Origin of the sequence: Micromonospora sp. NPDC005174 (genome assembly GCF_040608495.1) — a bacterium.
Lineage (GTDB): Bacteria > Actinomycetota > Actinomycetes > Mycobacteriales > Micromonosporaceae > Micromonospora.
The window spans coordinates 18,977-36,193 of sequence record NZ_JBEXIJ010000010.1 but is presented as its reverse complement, the minus strand read 5'-3'; the positions used below and the strand labels follow the sequence as shown (position 1 = coordinate 36,193).

Here is a 17,217-nt window from a genome sequence, read left to right as displayed (position 1 = left end):
AGGGCACTCAAGAACATGGACATCCGTGGTATCGACCACATCGAACTCTACGTAGGCGACGCCCGACAGGCGGCGTTCTGGTTCAGTACGGCCGTCGGTTTCCAGCTCTGCGGGCAGGGGGGCCCGGAAACCGGGCTGGCCGGGCAGCGCTCGATGCTGCTCTGCCACGGCGACATCCGGCTGCTGCTCACCTCCGGGCTGGACGCCGGCCACCCGGCGGCCCGCTACGTGCACCGCCACGGTGACGGCATCGCGGTGGTCGCCGTCGAGGTCGACGACGTCGTGGCCGCGTACGCCGAGCTGCTGGGTCGGGGTGCGACCGGCGTGACGCCACCGACCACCGTCACCGGCGCGGACGCCGAGGTGGTGACCGCCGAGGTGGAGGGCTTCGCCGACGTGCGGCACCGCCTGGTGCAGCGCCGGGGGAGCCGGGGCGACTTCCTGCCCGGCCTGATCACGCCCACCCGGTCGACGACGGATGGGGCCGAGCCGGTCCTCGCCGAGGTCGACCACCTGGCGGTGTGCGTGCCGCCCGGGGAACTCGACACGACGGTCCGGCACTTCCGGGAGCTGTTCGACTTCGCGCAGATCTTCGAGGAGCACGTCGAGGTCGCCGGACAGGGCATGAACTCGAAGGTGGTGCAGAGCCTGTCCGGCCGCGTCACCGTGGTGCTGCTGGAGCCGGACCGCACCCGCCGCCCCGGGCAGATCGACGCGTTCCTCGACCAGCACGCCGGTGGCGGTGTGCAGCACCTGGGTCTGCGCACCGACGACATCGTGGCGGCCGTGGAGTCGCTGGGCCGGCGCGGGGTGCGCTTCGCCGGCACGCCCGGCGCCTACTACGACAGCCTGGAGGCACGGGTGGGTCGGGTGGACGCGCCGCTGGACCGCCTGCGCGAACTGGGGGTCCTGGTCGACTCCGACCACGGCGGGCAGCTGTTGCAGATCTTCGCCGAGTCGATGCACGTACGTCGCACGCTGTTCCTGGAGCTGATCGAGCGGCGGGGCGCGAGCGGCTTCGGCAGCGGCAACATCAAGGCGCTCTACGAGGCCAAGGAGCGGGAACTGGCCGGGCAGGGGGTGGGGGCGTGAGCGCGCTGACCGCCGCGGAACGAGCGCTGCTGCCCACCGACGAGGACGTGCGGCACTACGCCGAGCACGGCTGGTACCTGTCCAGGAAGATCCTCACCGACGACGAGGTGGACACCCTCGCGGCGGCCGCGCAGCGCTACTACGACGGTGAGCGCGACCGCCGCCTGCCCGTGCGTCCGCCGAAGCTCGCCTACTGGGACCCGTCCAAGGGGCCGGTGCAGCGGCACAACGACTACGTCCACCACGAACACGACGGGCTCGGCGCGATCCTGCGCAAGCCGCTGATCGGCGCGGTGGCCGCCCGGTTGGCGCAGGCCGACGAGATCCGCGTCTTCCAGTCCACGCTGATCCTCAAGCCACCGGTCGAGGGGGAGCCGAGCAACATCGTGCCCTGGCACTTCGACAAGCACTACTGGGCGTCCTCGTCGTCGGAGAAGATGCTCACCGCGTTCATCCCCTTCCACGACTGCGGCCCGGAGATGGGCACCATCACGATGGTCGACGGTTCGCACCGGTGGAAGGAGATCGGCGCGGACGACACGGTGGTGCGGCACTTCGCCGACCGCGACCGCGGTCAGCTCGAGGAGATGCTGGCCGAGAACGCCGCGTACAACGGCACGGAGATCAGCAAGGTCCCCATGGTGATCCCCAGGGGACACGTGAGCTTCCACCACTGCCGCACGTATCACGGCAGTGGCGCCAACGTCAGCGGTCGCCCCCGACAGGCGATCTCGCTGCACCTACAGGACGGCGACAACGCCTGGCGGGAGTATCCGCTCTCGGACGGGACGCTCGCCGCGTACAACCACGACGTGCTGGTCCGCCGCACCCACGAGGGGCGGCCGGACTACGCGGACCCCGACTACTGCCCGGTCATCTGGCGCGACCGCGCCCAACAGGGAGGTTGACAATGTCACGGTACGACTGGGGTAGGACGCACCCGGGCATCGAGCGACTGGAACAGGCGGTGACCGAGCGGCGCGACGCCGTGGTCAAGCACCCCCTGTACGCCAACCTGGACACCCACGAGGCGCTGGTCACCTTCATGGAGCACCACGTCTTCGCGGTCTGGGACTTCATGTCGCTGCTGAAGTCGTTGCAGCGGCAGTTGACCTGCGTCACCGTGCCGTGGATCCCGACCGGCCCGACCGGCAGCCGCCGGCTCATCAACGACATCGTCATGGTCGAGGAGAGCGACGAGCTGGGCGAGGGCTACATCAGCCACTTCGAGCTGTACGTGCGGGGCATGGCCGAGGCCGGCGCGGACACCACCGCCGTGAACGCCCTCGTGGATCTGCTGCGCGCCGGCCGGCCGGTGACCGACGCGCTGGCCGAGGCCGGGGCGCCGGCCGCGTCCGCGCGGTTCGCCGCGACCACCTGGCACATCATCGAGTCGACCCCGGTGCACTGCCAGGCGGCGGCGTTCGCGTTCGGCCGCGAGGACCTGATCCCCGACATGTTCACGCAGGTCGTCGCGGTCAACGAGCGCAGCAACCGGCTGCACACGTTCGTCGACTACCTGGAACGGCACATCGAGGTCGACGGCGAGCAGCACACGCCGATGGCCATGCAGATGCTCGCCGACCTGTGCGGCGACGACGACGCCAAGTGGCAGGAGTGCGCCGACACGGTCAACACCGCCCTCGCCGCCCGCGCCCGGCTCTGGGACGACATCCTCGCCGCCGTCAAGGGCCCGGCGTGACCGACGCCGACCCGGTCCGGCTCTACCGCACGGTCCGGCTGATCCGCCGGTTCGAGGAACGGGCGGTGGAGCTGGTCCACGGCGGGCAGATCGTCGGCGGCATCCACCCGTACCTCGGTCAGGAGGGAATCGCCGCCGGCGTCTGCGCCGCCCTGGGTGCCGACGACGTGCTCGCCGGCACCCACCGGGGGCACGGGCACGTGCTGGCCCGCGGCGCGGACCCGGCGCGGATGCTCGCCGAGCTGTGCGGCCGGGTCACCGGGCTCAACGCCGGCCGGGGCGGCTCGATGCACGCCGCCGACCTGAGCATCGGCGTGCTCGGCGCCAACGCGATCGTCGGCGCGTCCGGGGCGATCGTCACGGGCGCGGTGTGGGCCCGGCGGCGGCAGGGCCGGGAAACCGTCGGCGTCAGCTTCTTCGGTGACGGCGCGGTCAACGAGGGCATGCTGCTGGAGGCCTTCAACCTGGCCGCGCTGTGGCGGGTGCCGGTGCTGTTCGTCTGCGAGAACAACGGCTACGCCACCACCATGCCGGTCGGCGGCGCGGTGGCCGGCAGCATCGCCGGCCGCGCCGCCGCGTTCGGCATCCCGGCGATCGAGGTCGACGGCCAGGACCCGGAGACGGTACGCGTCGCCGCGGCCGCCGCCGTCGACCGCATGCGCGCGGGCGGCGGCCCCGAGCTGGTCGAGGCCCGTACCTACCGCTTCGACGTCCACCACACGTTCGAACACGCGGTACGCCTCGACTACCGCCCGCCCGACGAGGTGTCCCGGGGTCGATCCCGGGACCCGGTGGACATCCAGGGCGCACGGCTCACCGACGCGGAGCGGGCAGCCGTGGACGCCGAGGTCGAGGCGACCCTCGACGAGGCCGTGCGGTTTGCCCTGGCCAGCGAAGAACCCGATCCGGCCGACGCCCTCGCGTACCTGTACGCCAGCGGCCTGACCGCCCGCACCGGAGGTGGTTGAGGTGCCCCGACTCTCGTACCGCCGGGCGTTGACCCGGGCGCTCGCCGACGAGCTGGCCCGCGACGAGTCGGTGTTCCTGCTCGGCGAGGACGTCCAGGTCGGCGCCTCGCTGGTGACGATCGGGCTGGCCAAGCGCTTCGGCGTCGACCGGGTCCGCGACACCCCGCTGTCCGAGCAGGCGTTCACCAGCTTCGCGACCGGGGCGGCGCTGGCCGGGCTCCGGCCGGTGATCGAGTTCCAGATCCCGTCGCTGCTGTTCCTGGTCTTCGAGCAGATCGTCAACCACGCGCACAAGTTCCCGTTGATGACCGGCGGCCAGTGCGCCGTGCCGGTCACCTACCTGGTGCCGGGCTCCGGATCGCGGACCGGCTGGGCCGGGCAGCACTCCGACCACCCGTACAGCCTCTTCGCCCACGTCGGCGTGGTCACCGTCGTACCGTCCACCCCGGCCGACGCGTACGGCCTGCTGGTCACCGCGATCCGGCACGACGACCCGGTGGTCGTGTTCGCGCCGGCCGGCGCGATGGACGTCCGCGACGACGTCGCCGAGCTGGAACCGGTGCCGCTCGGTCGGGGCCGCGTCCACCGGCGCGGCGACGACGTCACAGTGGTCGCGGTCGGGCACCTGGTGCACGACGCGCTCGCCGTGGCCGAGGAGCTGGCCGACGACGTGTCGGTGGAGGTCTTCGACCCGCGCACCCTGTACCCGTTCGACATCGACGGCCTCACCGAGTCGGTGGCGCGTACCGGCCGTCTCGTCGTCGTCGACGACGCCAACCGATCCTGCGGCATCGCCGCCGAGATCATCGCCTCGGTGGTGGAACGGGTCCGGCTGCTCGCCCCGCCGCGCCGGGTGACCCGACCGGACGGCGCGGTGCTGCCGTTCGCCCCCGCCCTGGACCGGGCCGTGCAGCCCGGCCGGGAGCAGCTCGCCACCGCCATCCACCTGACCATGAAGGACGGCTCATGATCGATCCGAACTATCCGTGGCCCTCGGCCGACGGCGCCTGGACGGACCTGCCGGAGCCGGCCCGCCGGGCCATGGTGGCGACCGGCGCCGCCGCCTGGGAACGCGTCTTCCACGGCCGGGCCACCTACAACAAGCAGTGGCGACTGGCCCGACCCCCGGTGCTCGCCGCCGACACCTGGCGGGAGCTGAACGACGTCTGCGACCGGCTCGCCCAACTCATCCTGGACGCCTGCCGCCGTCGGGTGGACACCGCCGGCGAGCTGCGTCGGCTGCTCGGCGTTCCGGCGGGGGAGACCCGCCTGCTGGACGAGTCGGAGCCGCTGACCGAGGCGCTGCTGGCCGCGTACCGGCCGGATGTGATCCTCACCGAGGGTGTGCCGAAGTTCGTCGAGTACAACATCGACAGCAGCCTCGGCGGAGGGTTCGACGCCGACACCGTCATCCAGCGGTTCGCACAGCTCTACACCGAGCACGGCATTCTCGACGGCCTGCCGCTGCGCGCCGCGCCCTCGCTGCTGGACCAGCGGTTCGTGGCGATCCGCGACGAGCTGGGGCTGCCCGAGGGCGCCCGGCTGGCGCTGCTGATGGACTTCGACGCCGACTACCCGGGCCTGGACGACCCGGAGACGTTCATCCGGATCCTCAGCCCGCTCGCCGTACGGGCCCGGGACTTCGGCATCGACCTGGTCATCGCGCCCCTGTCCACCGCCACCCTGGACGCCGACGACCGGCTGGTCGTGGACGGCGCGCCGGTCGACGCGCTGTTCCGGCTGTTCGTGCCCAACCGGGTCACTCCGACCGCAGGCCTGGACGCGGTGGCCGGCGCGCTGGCCGCCGGCACGCTACCGATGTACGTGTCGGCGGCGGCCTGGCTGCTCGGCAACAAGACCACCTTCGCCTGGCTGTGGGAGGACGTCGACATCCTGCCCGCCGACGACCAGACACTGATCCGCCGGCACGTCCCGCACACGGTGGCGCTGACCGTCGCGCTGCTCGACCGGGCAATCGCCGAGCAGGCCGAGTTGGTGGCGAAGCCGGCGGACGGCTCGGCCGGGCACGGGGTGCTCATCGGCCCCGACCTGAGCTCGCAGGACTGGGCCGAGGGCCTACGCGCGGCCGTCGACCGGGGCGGGGCGATCCTGCAGCAGTACCTGCCGGCCGACCGGGTGCCGATGGACTTCGTGCAGATCGAGACCGGTGAGACGGTCACAGCCGACGTCCCGTACTCCCTGGCGCCGTACCTGTTCGGCCGTACGGCCTCCGGCGGCCTGGCGAGGGTCGGCTACCCCGGCGGCGACGGAATCCTCAACCTGGCCCACGGAGTCCTCCTAACGGGAATCCTCCTGCACGACTGACCCGGCCCGCCCCGCCCCGCCCCGGCCCGCCCCGCCCCGCCCCGGCCCGCCCCGCCCCGCCCCGGCCCGCCCCGGCCCGCCCCGGCCCCGTTGATCATGAAGTTATTGTCCCGACACGCCGATGCGGTCGACAACAACTTCATGATCAACGGGGTGCGGGGCGGATGTGGCGGGACAGGGCGCGGAGGGTTTCGGCTGTCGCTATCGCGTCGCTGCGGGCACTGCCGTGGCGGCCGTCGGTGCTGTAGAGGGTCGCATCGGCTGTGAGCGGATGGTCGGTGAGGTGCACGTGGATTGTTCCCAGGCGTTCGGCCAGCCGTGCCGTGTGGGCGGAGAGTCGGCGCATCCGCTCGCCGAGGCCGGCCCGCACGTGCTCGGGCACGGCCGGGCTGTGCGACACGTCGAACATCCCGACGGTGATCACGTCCGCGCCCTCGTCCCGTAGCGCGCCGATCATCGCGGTCAGCTCGGCGTCCACCGCGTCCGCGTCGTACGCCGGGGAGAAGGCGTCGTTGCCGCCGCAGACCACCAGCGCCAGGTCCGGCGTGAACGCCAGCGCCGGGGCGAGCTGGGTGGCCCGCACCTGATGCGCGCGCAGTCCGCGCCGGCCCAGATTCGCGTACGCCAGCTCGGGGCGTACGACCCTCAGCTCGGCGGCGAGCCGGTCGACCCACTGCACGTCCGGGTAGCCCGGCGTCGGCTCGCACATGCCCTCCACGACGCTGTCGCCGAGTGCCACGAACCGTCGCCACGGGTGGGCGTGCAGCAGTTCGGCGGCCTCGCCGGGACGCAGACAGTACGGGTCCGTCGATTCGCTCAGCGTCGATGGCATGTCGGCACGCTAGCCGACCACCGCCTCCTCGGCCAGGCTGACCTCGGCCAGGTACACGCAGGTCCGCTCCTCGTGGGAGGAGTAGTAGCTGACCCAGAGCCTGTCGTCGTGCCACACCAGCCCCGGGTAGCTGGTGTCGCCTCCGGAAGGCAGCGCGACCAGCTCGGTCAGCTCACCGTGCTCCTCGTCGACGGCGCAGATCGCGGTGCGGACGTCGCCGTCGAGCAGGCGTACCCCGGCGACCAGCTGCCCGTCGGGCAGCCGCAGCAGCGCCGGGCCACCGACCCGTACGCCCAGGTCGGTCCACGTCCACTCCCGGTACGGCGGCTGGGCCCGCCCGAGCTGCGCGGTGGCGCTGTCGCCGTCGCGGCGCAGGAGACAGTGGGCCGTGCCGTCCGGGTCGAAGGCCAGCCCGGACTCGTTGGGGTAGCCGCCCTCGAACAGCGTCGGCACCCACGGCCGCAGGTCGAGCCCGTCGACGCTGCGGTAGAGGCGGGCGAACCTCGGCCCCCGGGTGGCGTAGCCGACGCCGTACATCGCGTCGTCGTGCCAGGCGGCCTGCCACACCCAGACGTCCGGCTCGCCGACCGACGTCGGGTCGCCCCAGGCGCGGCCGTCGTCGGAGAGCCAGGACACCGTCGTGAACGCATCGGTCCTCGCCGCCGCCAGCAGTTGCAGCCGCCCGTCGGGCCGCGCCACGAACCGTGGGTCGCGCAGGTCGACGCCGGCCGCCCGGATGACCGCCGCGGAACTCCACGCCCGACCGTCCGTCGAGGTCAATACCCGGATCACACCGTCGTCGGAGAGGTGGCTGTCGGCCTCGCGGAACGCGCAGAACCACATACCGACGTACCGGACGAGGTCGGTGAACGCGCTGTGCGGCGCGTTGTCGCCGATCCGGTGTACGGCGACGACCTCGGCGCCGGTGCGGTGGATGGATGACGACGTCATGCGCGACGGGCCTCCTGGCGTTGGTGGGCGGGACGTCCCGGTGACGCCGGCCGACGGTAGTCGCTGCCGCCGACGTCCGGACGACCGCGCGGCGAACGGAGGACGAACGATGGCCTGTCGAAAAGGCGTCGGCGCGCTGGAGTGGTCGGGTGGCGACGGTCGGTCACGTTCACGTGGGGATTCGCGGGCCTGCTGCTCGGCGTGCCGGTACCACAGCTATCCGCCGAAGCGCTGCCACCGCTGCCACGGGAGCTGGCCCCGGCGTACCCGCGATGACTACCTACGGGCAGCTCAGCCGGTGTTCGCCTGCGCGTGCGGTCAACTGCTGCGGGTGCCCCGGGCCGCCGGGTCGCGGCTGCGCTGCCCGGCTGCCGCACCGAACACCCGACTCCGACGGCGGCTGGCCACTGAGAATGCCTCAGCGCTGCTCGCCGAGCAGTTCGTCGATCACGCGTCGGGCCCCGGCGGGGTCCGGACCGTCGAGGGTGATCAGCGCCTTCCACAGCGCCCAGCCGCGTCCGCGCGTCCAGGTGGCCGCGTCGACGTCGACCGCGTCGCGGAACGCCGCTCGGCTGGCGCCGTGCAGCAGGGTCCAGGCGATCACCGTGTCGCAGGCGGGGTCGCCGACGCCGCAGCAGCCGAAGTCGATGACCGCGGCGAGCCGCCCGTCGCGGACCAGCAGGTTGGCGTACGCGGCGTCGCCGTGGAACCACACCGGCGGCCCTGCCCAGGTGGCGTCGAGAGCGTCCTGCCAGATGGCGGTGACCGCCTCGACGGGCAGCCGGTCGCGGTGAATCTTGATCGCCGCCCGGGTCTCGGCGTCGTAGGTGGACAGTGGTCCTCCGCGCCAGGCGCTGTGCCCGCCGGCCGCCGGGCCGCCGGTGGCCTCGACGGCGCGCAGCGCCCGCAGGAAGGCCGCGAGGTCCGTCGCGAACCGGGTCAGGTCGTCGATCCGCTCGGGCCGGGCGGTGTGTCCGTCGATCCAGCGGTAGACCGACCAGGAGTACGGGTAACCCGCGCCCGGTCGGCCCTGGGCCAGCGGCACGGGGATCTCCAGCGGGAGCAACCGGCCGAGCACGGGCAGCCACCGCTGCTCCTTGGCTACCTGGAGGACGTACCCCTCGCCGCTGGGCAGCCGGACGGTCATCTCGTCGCCCAGGTGGAAGGTCCGGTTGTCCCAGCCGCCCACCTCGACCGGGCGCACCGGCAGGTCGGCCCACCGCGGGAACTGCTCGGCGACCAGTCGGCGGACCAGGTCCACGTCGATGCGCCGGGCCGTCGTCTCGTCACTGTGCGGCACGTCGGGTGCGGGCTGTGCGCTCATCCGCCCGAGCCTGCGGGCGCCGCCGGCCGCCCGCAACCGATTTGCGCCGACAGTGGGACAGGTCGAGCCAGCGCTCGGGACAGGTGCCTTTGGAGGTCCAGGTGTCCGGTAGGTGCGGGCCTGGCCGTACCTCACCTGCCCCCTTTGCTCTGCTTCAACCCAGGCAACACCGAGCCCTCGAAAGTGGTGCGTGGGTTGAAGCAGAGCAAAGGAGGCGCACGAGACGGTTGCGGGCCGCTGGGCCGCTGCGCTGCTGCGCCGCGGGACGTCAGGCGGTGGCGGCAGGTGTGGGCGTCGGCGCCTTCGGGTTGGACGCCCTGGCCACCAGCGGGAATGCGGTGACGAGCAGGCAGGCTGCCGCCATGGCCAGCAGCGCCGGAGTGAGGCCGAACGCGTCCACCGACCAGCCGCCGAGCAGCGCGCCCACCGGTAGGCCGACGAAGGCCAGCGATCCGGCGATGCCGAGCACCCGCGTCTGCAGGTCCGGTGGCACCCGTTCGTAGAGCGCCACACCGAGCAGCGGGTTGACCGCCGCGATGCCGACCCCGGACAGGAAGGTGACCACGAGGACGACCGGCAGCTCGTCGCTGATCGCCAGGGCGACCAGCCGGGGTGTGCCGGCGACCGTCGCGCCGATCAGGAACGTCAGTCGGCCGGGCAGCCGGGGTCCGAGCGCGGTGAACGCCACGTTTCCCAGCAGCGCGCCCGCCGAGAACGCCGCCAGCACGAGGCCGAGCCCGCTCGGACCGTGCAGTTCCCGAGCGACCCAGAACGGGATGTAGACGGCCACGCTCGCGTTGGCCACCATGTTCAGCGCCGAGACGACCACCAGCATGCCCAGCAGCGGTCGGTCCCGACCGAGGTAGCCGAAGCCGTCCCGCAGCGCGCGGAGGTAGCCCACCGGTGCGGCGGGGGCCGTCGGGGCGGCCGGGGGGCGGACCAGGAGGCCGATGAGCAGCGCGCAGATCCCGAAGCTGGCCGCGTCGATGAGGATCGCCTCGGTCACCCCGAACGCGGCGATCAACAGGCCACCCACGGCGGCGCCGAACAAGGTCACGACCCGGCTCAACCCGTCGTAGGCCGAGGTGAGACGGATCAGGGGCACCCCGGCGGCCTCGGCGACCGGCCGGAACATGACGTGCTTGACGCGGTCCCCGATGCCGCGCAGCGCCCCGGCGACCGCGACCAGCGCCACCAGGGGGGCGAAGCCCAGCCACGGGGTCAGCGCGACGACGACCATGGCCACCGCGCTGCCCGCGTCGCACAGGATCGAGGTCCGGCGCAGGCCCATCCGGTCCGCCCAGGGCGTGCCGAGGGCACTGGACAGCAGGTACGGCAGCGTCTCGGCGAACGCGACCAGACCCATCTTGGTCGGGCTGCCGGTGGTGACCAGCACCAGCCAGGGGATGGTCACCACCGAGATGCGCGTACCCAGGTTGGAGACCAGGTCCGCGCCGACCAGGACGACCAACTGCCGGCGGGGTGTCACGCGCCGACCGCCGCCGCCCGCCGCGCGGCGTACTCCGCGCGCAACGCCCGCTTGTCCACCTTGACCGAACGGTTCACCGGCAACCTGTCGACGAACTCCACCCCGGCGGGCGCCCACATCTCGTTCAGCTCGGCGGTCACCAGGTCGATCAGCTCCGCCACCGTCACGGTCGCGTCCGGCGCGGTCACCACGTAGGCGAACGGCACCTCGCCGACCTCCTCGTCCGGTACGCCGATCACGGCGGCGGACCGTACCTGGGGGTGCCCGGCCAGCACGTCCTCGATCGGGCGGCAGAAGATGGCCCAGTTCCGCCGGTGGGTGACGATCATGTCGTGCGCCCGGTCGACCAGGTAGAGGTAGCCGTCCTCGTCGAGGTGGCCGATGTCACGGGTGCGGACCCAGCCGTCGACGAGCGTCTGCGCGGTCAGCTCGGGCTGCCCGTGGTAGCCGGCGAAGCTGAGCCGGCTACGCACCCACACCTCGCCGTCGTGCCCCGGTGGCAGCACGGCGCCGTCCTCGTCGCGGATCTCGATCCGTACGTCGCCGTAGGGTCGCCCGCAGGAGCGCAGCCGTTCCGGGTGCTCCGGGTCGTCGGTCAGCCCGGGCAGCGCGGTGATCACGACGGCCTCGCTGAGGCCGTACACGATGCGCAGGACCGGGCCGAACCGCGCGATGGCCTGGCGGAGCCGGGCGGGCGCGGCGGGCCCGGCGCCCACGTTGAACATGAACATGGCGGAGAAGTCGGCGCCCACCAGCGCCGGGTGGTCCAGCAGCTCGTAGAGCATCGGCGGGGTCACGAAGGTGGAGTTGATCCGTTCCCGCTGCACGGTGGCCACGAACGCCGTCGGGTCCCAGTCGTCGCGCAGGAACAGCACTCCGCCGGTGAACAGGTTGAACAGGGTGGTGATCTGGCCGCTGGCCAGCCACATGGGCGAGTGCGACAGGTGCCGTAGCAGCGGGAACCCGGCCGCGCGGAAGTCGGCAGCGAGGGTGAGGATCTGGGCGTAGAAGCTCTCGGTGTGGTGCACCAGCTTCGGTGCGCCGGTGGTGCCGCTGGTCTGGAGGAACGACTCCGGCGCGGCGGCGGCCGTCGGCAGCGCCACGGGACCGTCCGGCTCGGTGTCGGCCGTGAGGTCCGGGCCCGCGCCGCCGGGACCCAGGCAGCACACCGGTACGCCGGGCAGCGCGGCGGCCAGCTCCGCCCCCAGGCTGGCCGGGTCACGGGCGTCGTAGACGAGGGCGTCGGGGCGGGCCAGCCGGATGAACTCGTCGACCTCCCGGCGGGCGGTGACCGGGGCGACCCACATCGTCCGGCAGCCGATCAGGTGCAGCGCGAGCTGGAGCAGTGGACCCTCCACGGCGTTCGCCATGGTCACCAGCACCGCCGCCCCGGGCCGTACACCGTGGCGGGTCAGGGCCGCGGCCATCGCGCGTGTGCGCGCGGCGGCCTGGGTGTAGGTGAGGCGCTGCCCGCCGCCGACCAGCGCCTCCCGGTCGCCGAAGTCGGCGAAGAGGTCGAGCGCCCTGTCCACATAGGTCGCGTGCCCGGGTCCCTCAGTCATCCGGCAAACCCCCATCGGATTCGAGCGGCGGTCTCCGGGTCGGTTCCCGGCGACGTCGCGGGCGGTGAGGGCGCGTTCGGCGACCGCACCGCCGCCGCCTGCGAGCCTAGGCCGGCGAGGGCGCGCCGGGACCGGGCCGAAGGGCGAAACCGCAGGCCCGGAGGACATTTGATCGTGTCGATCAGTCGATTGACGCCCGTCATCGGCGGCGGCTAGGTTTCTGGACCATCGTCCAGGCGGGAGCCGTCAGCGGATGGCCCTGGGCTGCCACACGATGGAGGTTCAATGTCGACCCCGAAGAGATGGCACGTGGTCGCCGCGGTCGCGGCGCTACTGGTCACGGGAACACCCGCCGTCGTCGCCACCGCTGGTGGATCGCCTACCGCCGCCGGCCGGCCGGACCGCGACGAGTGGGCGGGCAGTTGGGCCGCGGCCGTCACCCGGGGAAACTCGGTCGGTCTGACCAACACCGGCCTGAACGACCAGAGCGTCCGGATGGTCGTGCACGTCTCGGTGGGTGGCCCGGCGCTGCGCGTACGGCTGAGCAACCTCTACGGCGAGCAGGCGGTCCGGGTGGGCCGCGCCACCGTCGCCCGACCGAACACCGCGACCGTCGACGACGTGTCCGACGTCGACCCGGCCACGCTGCGGGCTCTGACCTTCACCGGCGCGGCCTCGGCGACCATGAACCGGGGCGCGGAGCTGCTCAGCGACCCGCTGACCTTCGCCGTCGCGGACGACAGCGACCTGGTGATCACCCTGCACTTCCCGACGCCGACCGGGCCGACCACCTTCCACGGGCAGTCCCAGCAGACGAACTTCATCGGCGCCGGTGACCTGACCGGGGCGGCCGACGGCGCGGGCTTCACCATCCGTCCCACCTGCTGCTGGTTCTTCCTGTCCGGCGTCGACGTGCAGCGCAGGGCCAGCCCGGGGGCGCTGGTCGTGCTCGGCGACTCCATCGGGGACGGCAACGGCAGCACCGTCAACGCGAACCGGCGCTGGCCCGACCTGCTCTCCGACCGGCTGCTCGCCGACCGGCCCGACAAGCGCACCCCGGGCGTGCTCAACCTCAGCCTCGCCGGCAACCGCCTCAACCACGAGGGCACCGAGCCGGGCGCGGCCGACTACCCCGGCTACTTCCAGCTCGGTCCGAACGCGGCGGCCCGCCTCAACGAGGACGTCTTCGCCCAGACCGGGGTGCGTACCGTCGTCACGCACCTGGGCATCAACGACATCTGGATGTCCAACGACTCGCCGGAGGCGATCATCGCCACCCTGCGGCAGATCAATCAGCAACTCCAGCAACGCGGGCTGACCAGCCTGGTGGCCACGCTGACGCCGTACGAGGGGCATGGCGCTCCGGGCGTGTGGACGCCGGAGAAGGAGGCCACCCGGCAGGCCGTGAACACGTACCTGCGGGGCAGCCGGGAGTTCGACGGACTGCTGGACTTCGACCGGGTGCTGCGTGACCCGGCCAAGCCCAGCCAGTTGCTGCCCGCGTACGACTCGGGGGACCACATCCACCCGAACGACGCCGGCAACAAGGCGATGGCCGACGCCGTGCCGTTACGGCTGCTCGGCCTGTGACACCCCGGGGGCGGCGGGGTGACCCCGCCGCCCCCGGAGCACCGACATCCTGGGGAGGAGTACGTCATGACGGTGCAGGACCTGCTCACCGGCCTCTACAGCGAAGAGGGCCGCCAGAATCCGTACCCGTGGTACGCGCGCCTGCACCGGCTCGGGCCGGTCAGCGCGGTGCCGCCGCGCGCCGAGCACCGCACGGTGGCGGCGGTGGCGGTGGGCTACGACGTGATCGATCAGATGCTGCGCGATCCTCGGTGGACCAAACAGCCGCCGCCCGGCTGGGAGGAGCACGAGATCCTGCAGACCTTCCAGACGTCGATGATGTTCATCAACCCGCCCGACCACACCCGGATGCGGCAGGTCTTCTCCCGCACCTTCACCCCGCGTCGCCTCGGCGCCCTGGAGCCGGTGATCCTGCGCGTCGTCGACGAGTTGCTGGACAGGATGGCCGACGCCGGTGACAGCGTCGTCGACTTCGTGGCCGACTTCGCGTACCCGATTCCCGCGCTGGTGATGGCCGAGTTCATCGGCATCCCGGCGGGGGATCTGCCCTGGTACCGGGACCGGGTGGATCGCATCGACGAGTTCCTGGACGTGGCCGGCAAGACCCCGCAGCGGTTGGCCGCGGCCAACACCGCGGCGCAGGAGCTGCGGGCGTTCTACCGGGATCTGCTGGCCCACCGCCGTCGTACGCCCGGCGAGGACCTGATCAGCGCGCTGGTGGAGGCGGTCGGCTCGGGTGAGGTGGAGCTGACCGAGGAGGAGTTGATCAGCAATCTGATCGTGCTGTTCAACGCGAGCTTCGTCACCACCGTCTACATGTTCAGCAACGGCCTGCCGCTGCTGCTGGCCCACCCGGAGACGGTCGCCGCGCTGCCCACCGACGACGCCCTAGCCTCCGGATGCGTCGACGAGGTACTGCGCCTGCAGAGTCCCGTGCACTTCCTCGCCCGGGCCGCGCCGGAGGACACGGTGCTGGCCGGTGTTCCGGTCGCCCGGGACGCCAACGTGCTGATCATCGTCGGCGCGGCCAACCGCGACCCGGCGCGGTTCCCCGATCCGGACGTCTTCGACCCCACCCGCACCGGCCCGCCGTCGCTGGCCTTCGGGGTGGGCCTGCACTTCTGTCTCGGCGCGGCGGTGTCCCGACTGGAGGGACGTCTCGCGCTGCCCCGCCTGTTCGCCCGGTTCCCCCGGCTCGCGGTCACCGAGACCCCGACGTACAGCGGCAGCCTCTTCCTGCGTGGCATCGACAAGCTGCTGGTCAGCACCGGCGGATAGGAGATCAGCATGGCCCTGCATCCGGAGGTGGCGGCCTACCGCGCCGCCCGCGCCGCGGCGGGCACACCGCCGCTGTACGTGCAGACCCTCGCCGAGGCCCGCGCCGCGGACCTGGCCGCGATCCGCGCCGGCGGCGGCGCGGTCGAGCAGGTCTTCGAGGTACGCGACGAGCACGTCCCCGGCCCGGGCGGTGACCTGCCCGTCCGCGTGTACCGGCCGGCCGGGTCGGGTCCACTGCCCACCCTGCTGTACTTCTTCGGCGGTGGTTGGACGCTCGGCAGCATCGACACCGCCGACGGCATCTGCCGACGGCTGGCCAATGCGGTGCCGTGCCAGGTGGTGACCGTCGGCTACCGGTTGGCGCCGGAGCACCCCTTTCCGGCGGCGGTGCAGGACTGTCACGCCGCGACCGTCTGGATCGCCGAGAACGCCGACCGGTTCGGCGTGGACCCGACCCGGCTGGCGGTGGGCGGGGACAGCGCCGGCGGGAACCTCGCCGCGGCGGTGACCCTGCTGTGCCGCGCGGACGGGCCCGCGCTCGCCGCGCAACTGCTGGTCTACCCGAACACCGACATCGGCGGTGAGCCGTCCGGCCCGGTCGGCGACGACCCCACCCTGTTCAACCGCCACTCGGTGGCCTGGTACCGGACGCACTACCTGGCCGAACCGGAGCAGTCGCGGGACCCGCTGGCGTCGCCGCTGCGCGCCGACGACCTGTCCGGCCTGCCGGCGGCCCTGGTGATCACCGCCGAGCTGGACCCGCTGTGCGCCGAGGGGCAGCGCTACGCCGAGCGGCTCGGCGCCGCCGGTGTGCCCGCCCGCGTCGACCACTACCCGGGCATGATCCACGGGTTCTTCGCCATGCCCGGCGTGTTCACCGACGGCCGGCGCGCACAGGACAGCGCCGCCGCGTTCCTGCGGGACCGGTTCGGGCTGCCGGCGAATCGACAGGCGGCTCCGGCCGAGCCGGAGGGCACGGGGGTACGCGGTGGTTGAGCCTGCCCTGGCCGACCGGCCGACCGCGACGCCCGAGGTGACGTTCGCCGACTACGGCGAGCGGGCGCGGGCGGTGCTGGCCCCGGACGTGTGGGACTACGTCTCCGGTGGTGGCGGGGCGGAGGTGACCCTGGCCGCCAACCGGGTCGCGCTGGACCGGGTCGCCGTGCTGCCCCGGGTGCTGCGCGGCCGGGACACGGTGGACACCGGAGCCCGGCTGCTCGGCCAGTCGTACGCGCTGCCGGTCGGGGTGGCGCCGATGGCCTACCAGCGGCTCGTGCACCCGGACGGAGAGGCGGGCCTGGCGGCGGCGGCCCGTGCGGCGGGCGTGCCCTACGTGGCGAGCACCCTGAGCAGCACGCCGATCGAACAGATCACCGCCACCGGCGCCCCGGTCTGGTTCCAGCTCTACTGGCTGCGCGACCGAACCCTGGTCCGTGACCTGCTGGACCGGGTCGTCGCGGCCGGCTGCCGCGCCCTGGTCGTCACCGTGGACGTCCCGGTGCTCGGCCGACGCCCCCGCGACCTGCGTAACGCGTTCCGCCTGCCGGCCGACGTGGTCGCCGCCAACCTGCCGTACGGCAGGGACACGCTCGCCCACGCGGGCGTTCCCGGTGTCTCCGCGATCGCCGCGCACACCGACGCGTCGTTCGATTCGGCCCTGCGCTGGGCGGACCTGGCCTGGCTGCGCGAGCACGTCGACCTGCCGCTTGTCGTCAAGGGGGTGCTGGATCCCCGCGACGCGATCGAGGCGGTGCGGATCGGGGCGGACGCGGTGGTGGTGTCGAACCACGGCGGTCGACAGTTGGACGGCGCGCCGGCCAGCGTCACCATGCTGCCGGAGGTCGTCGACGCGGTCGGCGACGGCTGTCAGGTGCTGCTCGACAGCGGCATTCGTGGCGGCAGCGACGTGCTGCGGGCGTTGGCGCTGGGCGCGGCGGGCGTCCTGGTCGGCCGTCCGCTGCTCTGGGCGCTCGCCGTCGGGGGACGGCAGGGCGCGCAGGACGCGTTGGCGTTGCTCGCCGCCGAGGTGCGGGACGCGCTCACCCTCGCCGGCTGTGCCGATCCGACGGCGGCGGCCGGGCTGCGGACGCTCGGGACGGGCTGA

At 72.9% G+C, this 17,217-nt stretch carries 15 protein-coding genes; 10 read left to right on the top strand and 5 right to left on the bottom strand.

Translation table 11 applies throughout. The annotated features are described in order from the left end of the window. Positions 1-15: 15 nt before the first annotated feature. From hppD to ABZU91_RS13870, 6 genes are read left to right on the top strand one after another with little or no spacing between them, the layout of a single operon-like run. The gene (gene hppD / locus ABZU91_RS13895; protein WP_355238949.1) at positions 16-1,092 is read left to right on the top strand and encodes a 4-hydroxyphenylpyruvate dioxygenase; all 1,077 of its coding nucleotides are present in this window, start codon (positions 16-18) and stop codon (positions 1,090-1,092) included. Then, entirely contained in the window at positions 1,089-2,000 is a 912-nt protein-coding gene (locus ABZU91_RS13890; protein WP_355238946.1) for a phytanoyl-CoA dioxygenase family protein, read from the top strand. The genes hppD and ABZU91_RS13890 overlap by 4 nt, the downstream gene beginning before the upstream one ends. A gap of 2 nt (positions 2,001-2,002) precedes the next feature. Continuing rightward, positions 2,003-2,794 carry a DUF3050 domain-containing protein gene (locus tag ABZU91_RS13885; protein WP_355238943.1) on the top strand — a complete coding sequence of 264 codons (792 nt, stop codon included), beginning with the start codon at positions 2,003-2,005 and terminating at the stop codon, positions 2,792-2,794. After that, on the top strand, positions 2,791-3,762 hold the full coding sequence (locus ABZU91_RS13880) for a thiamine pyrophosphate-dependent dehydrogenase E1 component subunit alpha (RefSeq protein WP_355238941.1): 972 nt from the start codon (positions 2,791-2,793) through the stop codon (positions 3,760-3,762). Before ABZU91_RS13885 ends, ABZU91_RS13880 begins: the two co-directional genes overlap by 4 nt. Before the next feature lies 1 nt (position 3,763). Beyond that, entirely contained in the window at positions 3,764-4,732 is a 969-nt protein-coding gene (locus ABZU91_RS13875; protein WP_355238938.1) for a transketolase C-terminal domain-containing protein, read from the top strand. Continuing rightward, the gene (locus ABZU91_RS13870) at positions 4,729-6,087 is read left to right on the top strand and encodes a hypothetical protein (protein WP_355238935.1); all 1,359 of its coding nucleotides are present in this window, start codon (positions 4,729-4,731) and stop codon (positions 6,085-6,087) included. Before ABZU91_RS13875 ends, ABZU91_RS13870 begins: the two co-directional genes overlap by 4 nt. 145 nt (positions 6,088-6,232) lie before the next feature. Here ABZU91_RS13870 and ABZU91_RS13865 read toward each other — a convergent pair whose 3' ends face one another. The 5 genes from ABZU91_RS13865 to ABZU91_RS13845 all read right to left on the bottom strand — a co-directional run bounded on the left by ABZU91_RS13865 (position 6,233) and on the right by ABZU91_RS13845 (position 12,245). Beyond that, entirely contained in the window at positions 6,233-6,919 is a 687-nt protein-coding gene (locus ABZU91_RS13865; protein ID WP_355238932.1) for an SGNH/GDSL hydrolase family protein, read from the bottom strand. 9 nt (positions 6,920-6,928) lie between these two features. Then, the gene (locus tag ABZU91_RS13860; protein WP_355238929.1) at positions 6,929-7,870 is read right to left on the bottom strand and encodes an exo-alpha-sialidase; all 942 of its coding nucleotides are present in this window, start codon (positions 7,868-7,870) and stop codon (positions 6,929-6,931) included. A 418-nt stretch (positions 7,871-8,288) separates the two neighbouring features. Next, positions 8,289-9,194, bottom strand: coding sequence for an aminoglycoside phosphotransferase family protein (locus ABZU91_RS13855; protein WP_355238926.1), 906 nt, complete (start codon positions 9,192-9,194; stop codon positions 8,289-8,291). Positions 9,195-9,462: 268 nt separating this feature from the next. Then, positions 9,463-10,683, bottom strand: a complete 1,221-nt coding sequence (locus tag ABZU91_RS13850; protein WP_355238923.1) for an MFS transporter — start codon at positions 10,681-10,683, stop codon at positions 9,463-9,465. Then, positions 10,680-12,245 carry an AMP-binding protein gene (locus tag ABZU91_RS13845; RefSeq protein ID WP_355238920.1) on the bottom strand — a complete coding sequence of 522 codons (1,566 nt, stop codon included), beginning with the start codon at positions 12,243-12,245 and terminating at the stop codon, positions 10,680-10,682. The genes ABZU91_RS13850 and ABZU91_RS13845 overlap by 4 nt, the downstream gene beginning before the upstream one ends. A gap of 285 nt (positions 12,246-12,530) precedes the next feature. On the opposite strand from ABZU91_RS13845, the gene ABZU91_RS13840 reads away from it, so the two are divergent. The 4 genes from ABZU91_RS13840 to ABZU91_RS13825 all read left to right on the top strand — a co-directional run bounded on the left by ABZU91_RS13840 (position 12,531) and on the right by ABZU91_RS13825 (position 17,217). Continuing rightward, positions 12,531-13,835: an SGNH/GDSL hydrolase family protein gene (locus ABZU91_RS13840; RefSeq protein WP_355238917.1), complete on the top strand. Its 1,305-nt coding sequence runs from the start codon at positions 12,531-12,533 to the stop codon at positions 13,833-13,835. A 66-nt stretch (positions 13,836-13,901) separates the two neighbouring features. Then, positions 13,902-15,113: a cytochrome P450 gene (locus tag ABZU91_RS13835; RefSeq protein ID WP_355238914.1), complete on the top strand. Its 1,212-nt coding sequence runs from the start codon at positions 13,902-13,904 to the stop codon at positions 15,111-15,113. Between the two features lie 9 nt (positions 15,114-15,122). Then, complete coding sequence (locus ABZU91_RS13830) at positions 15,123-16,109, top strand: alpha/beta hydrolase (RefSeq protein ID WP_355238911.1); 987 nt, start codon at positions 15,123-15,125, stop codon at positions 16,107-16,109. Next, complete coding sequence (locus ABZU91_RS13825; protein ID WP_355238908.1) at positions 16,102-17,217, top strand: alpha-hydroxy acid oxidase; 1,116 nt, start codon at positions 16,102-16,104, stop codon at positions 17,215-17,217. Before ABZU91_RS13830 ends, ABZU91_RS13825 begins: the two co-directional genes overlap by 8 nt.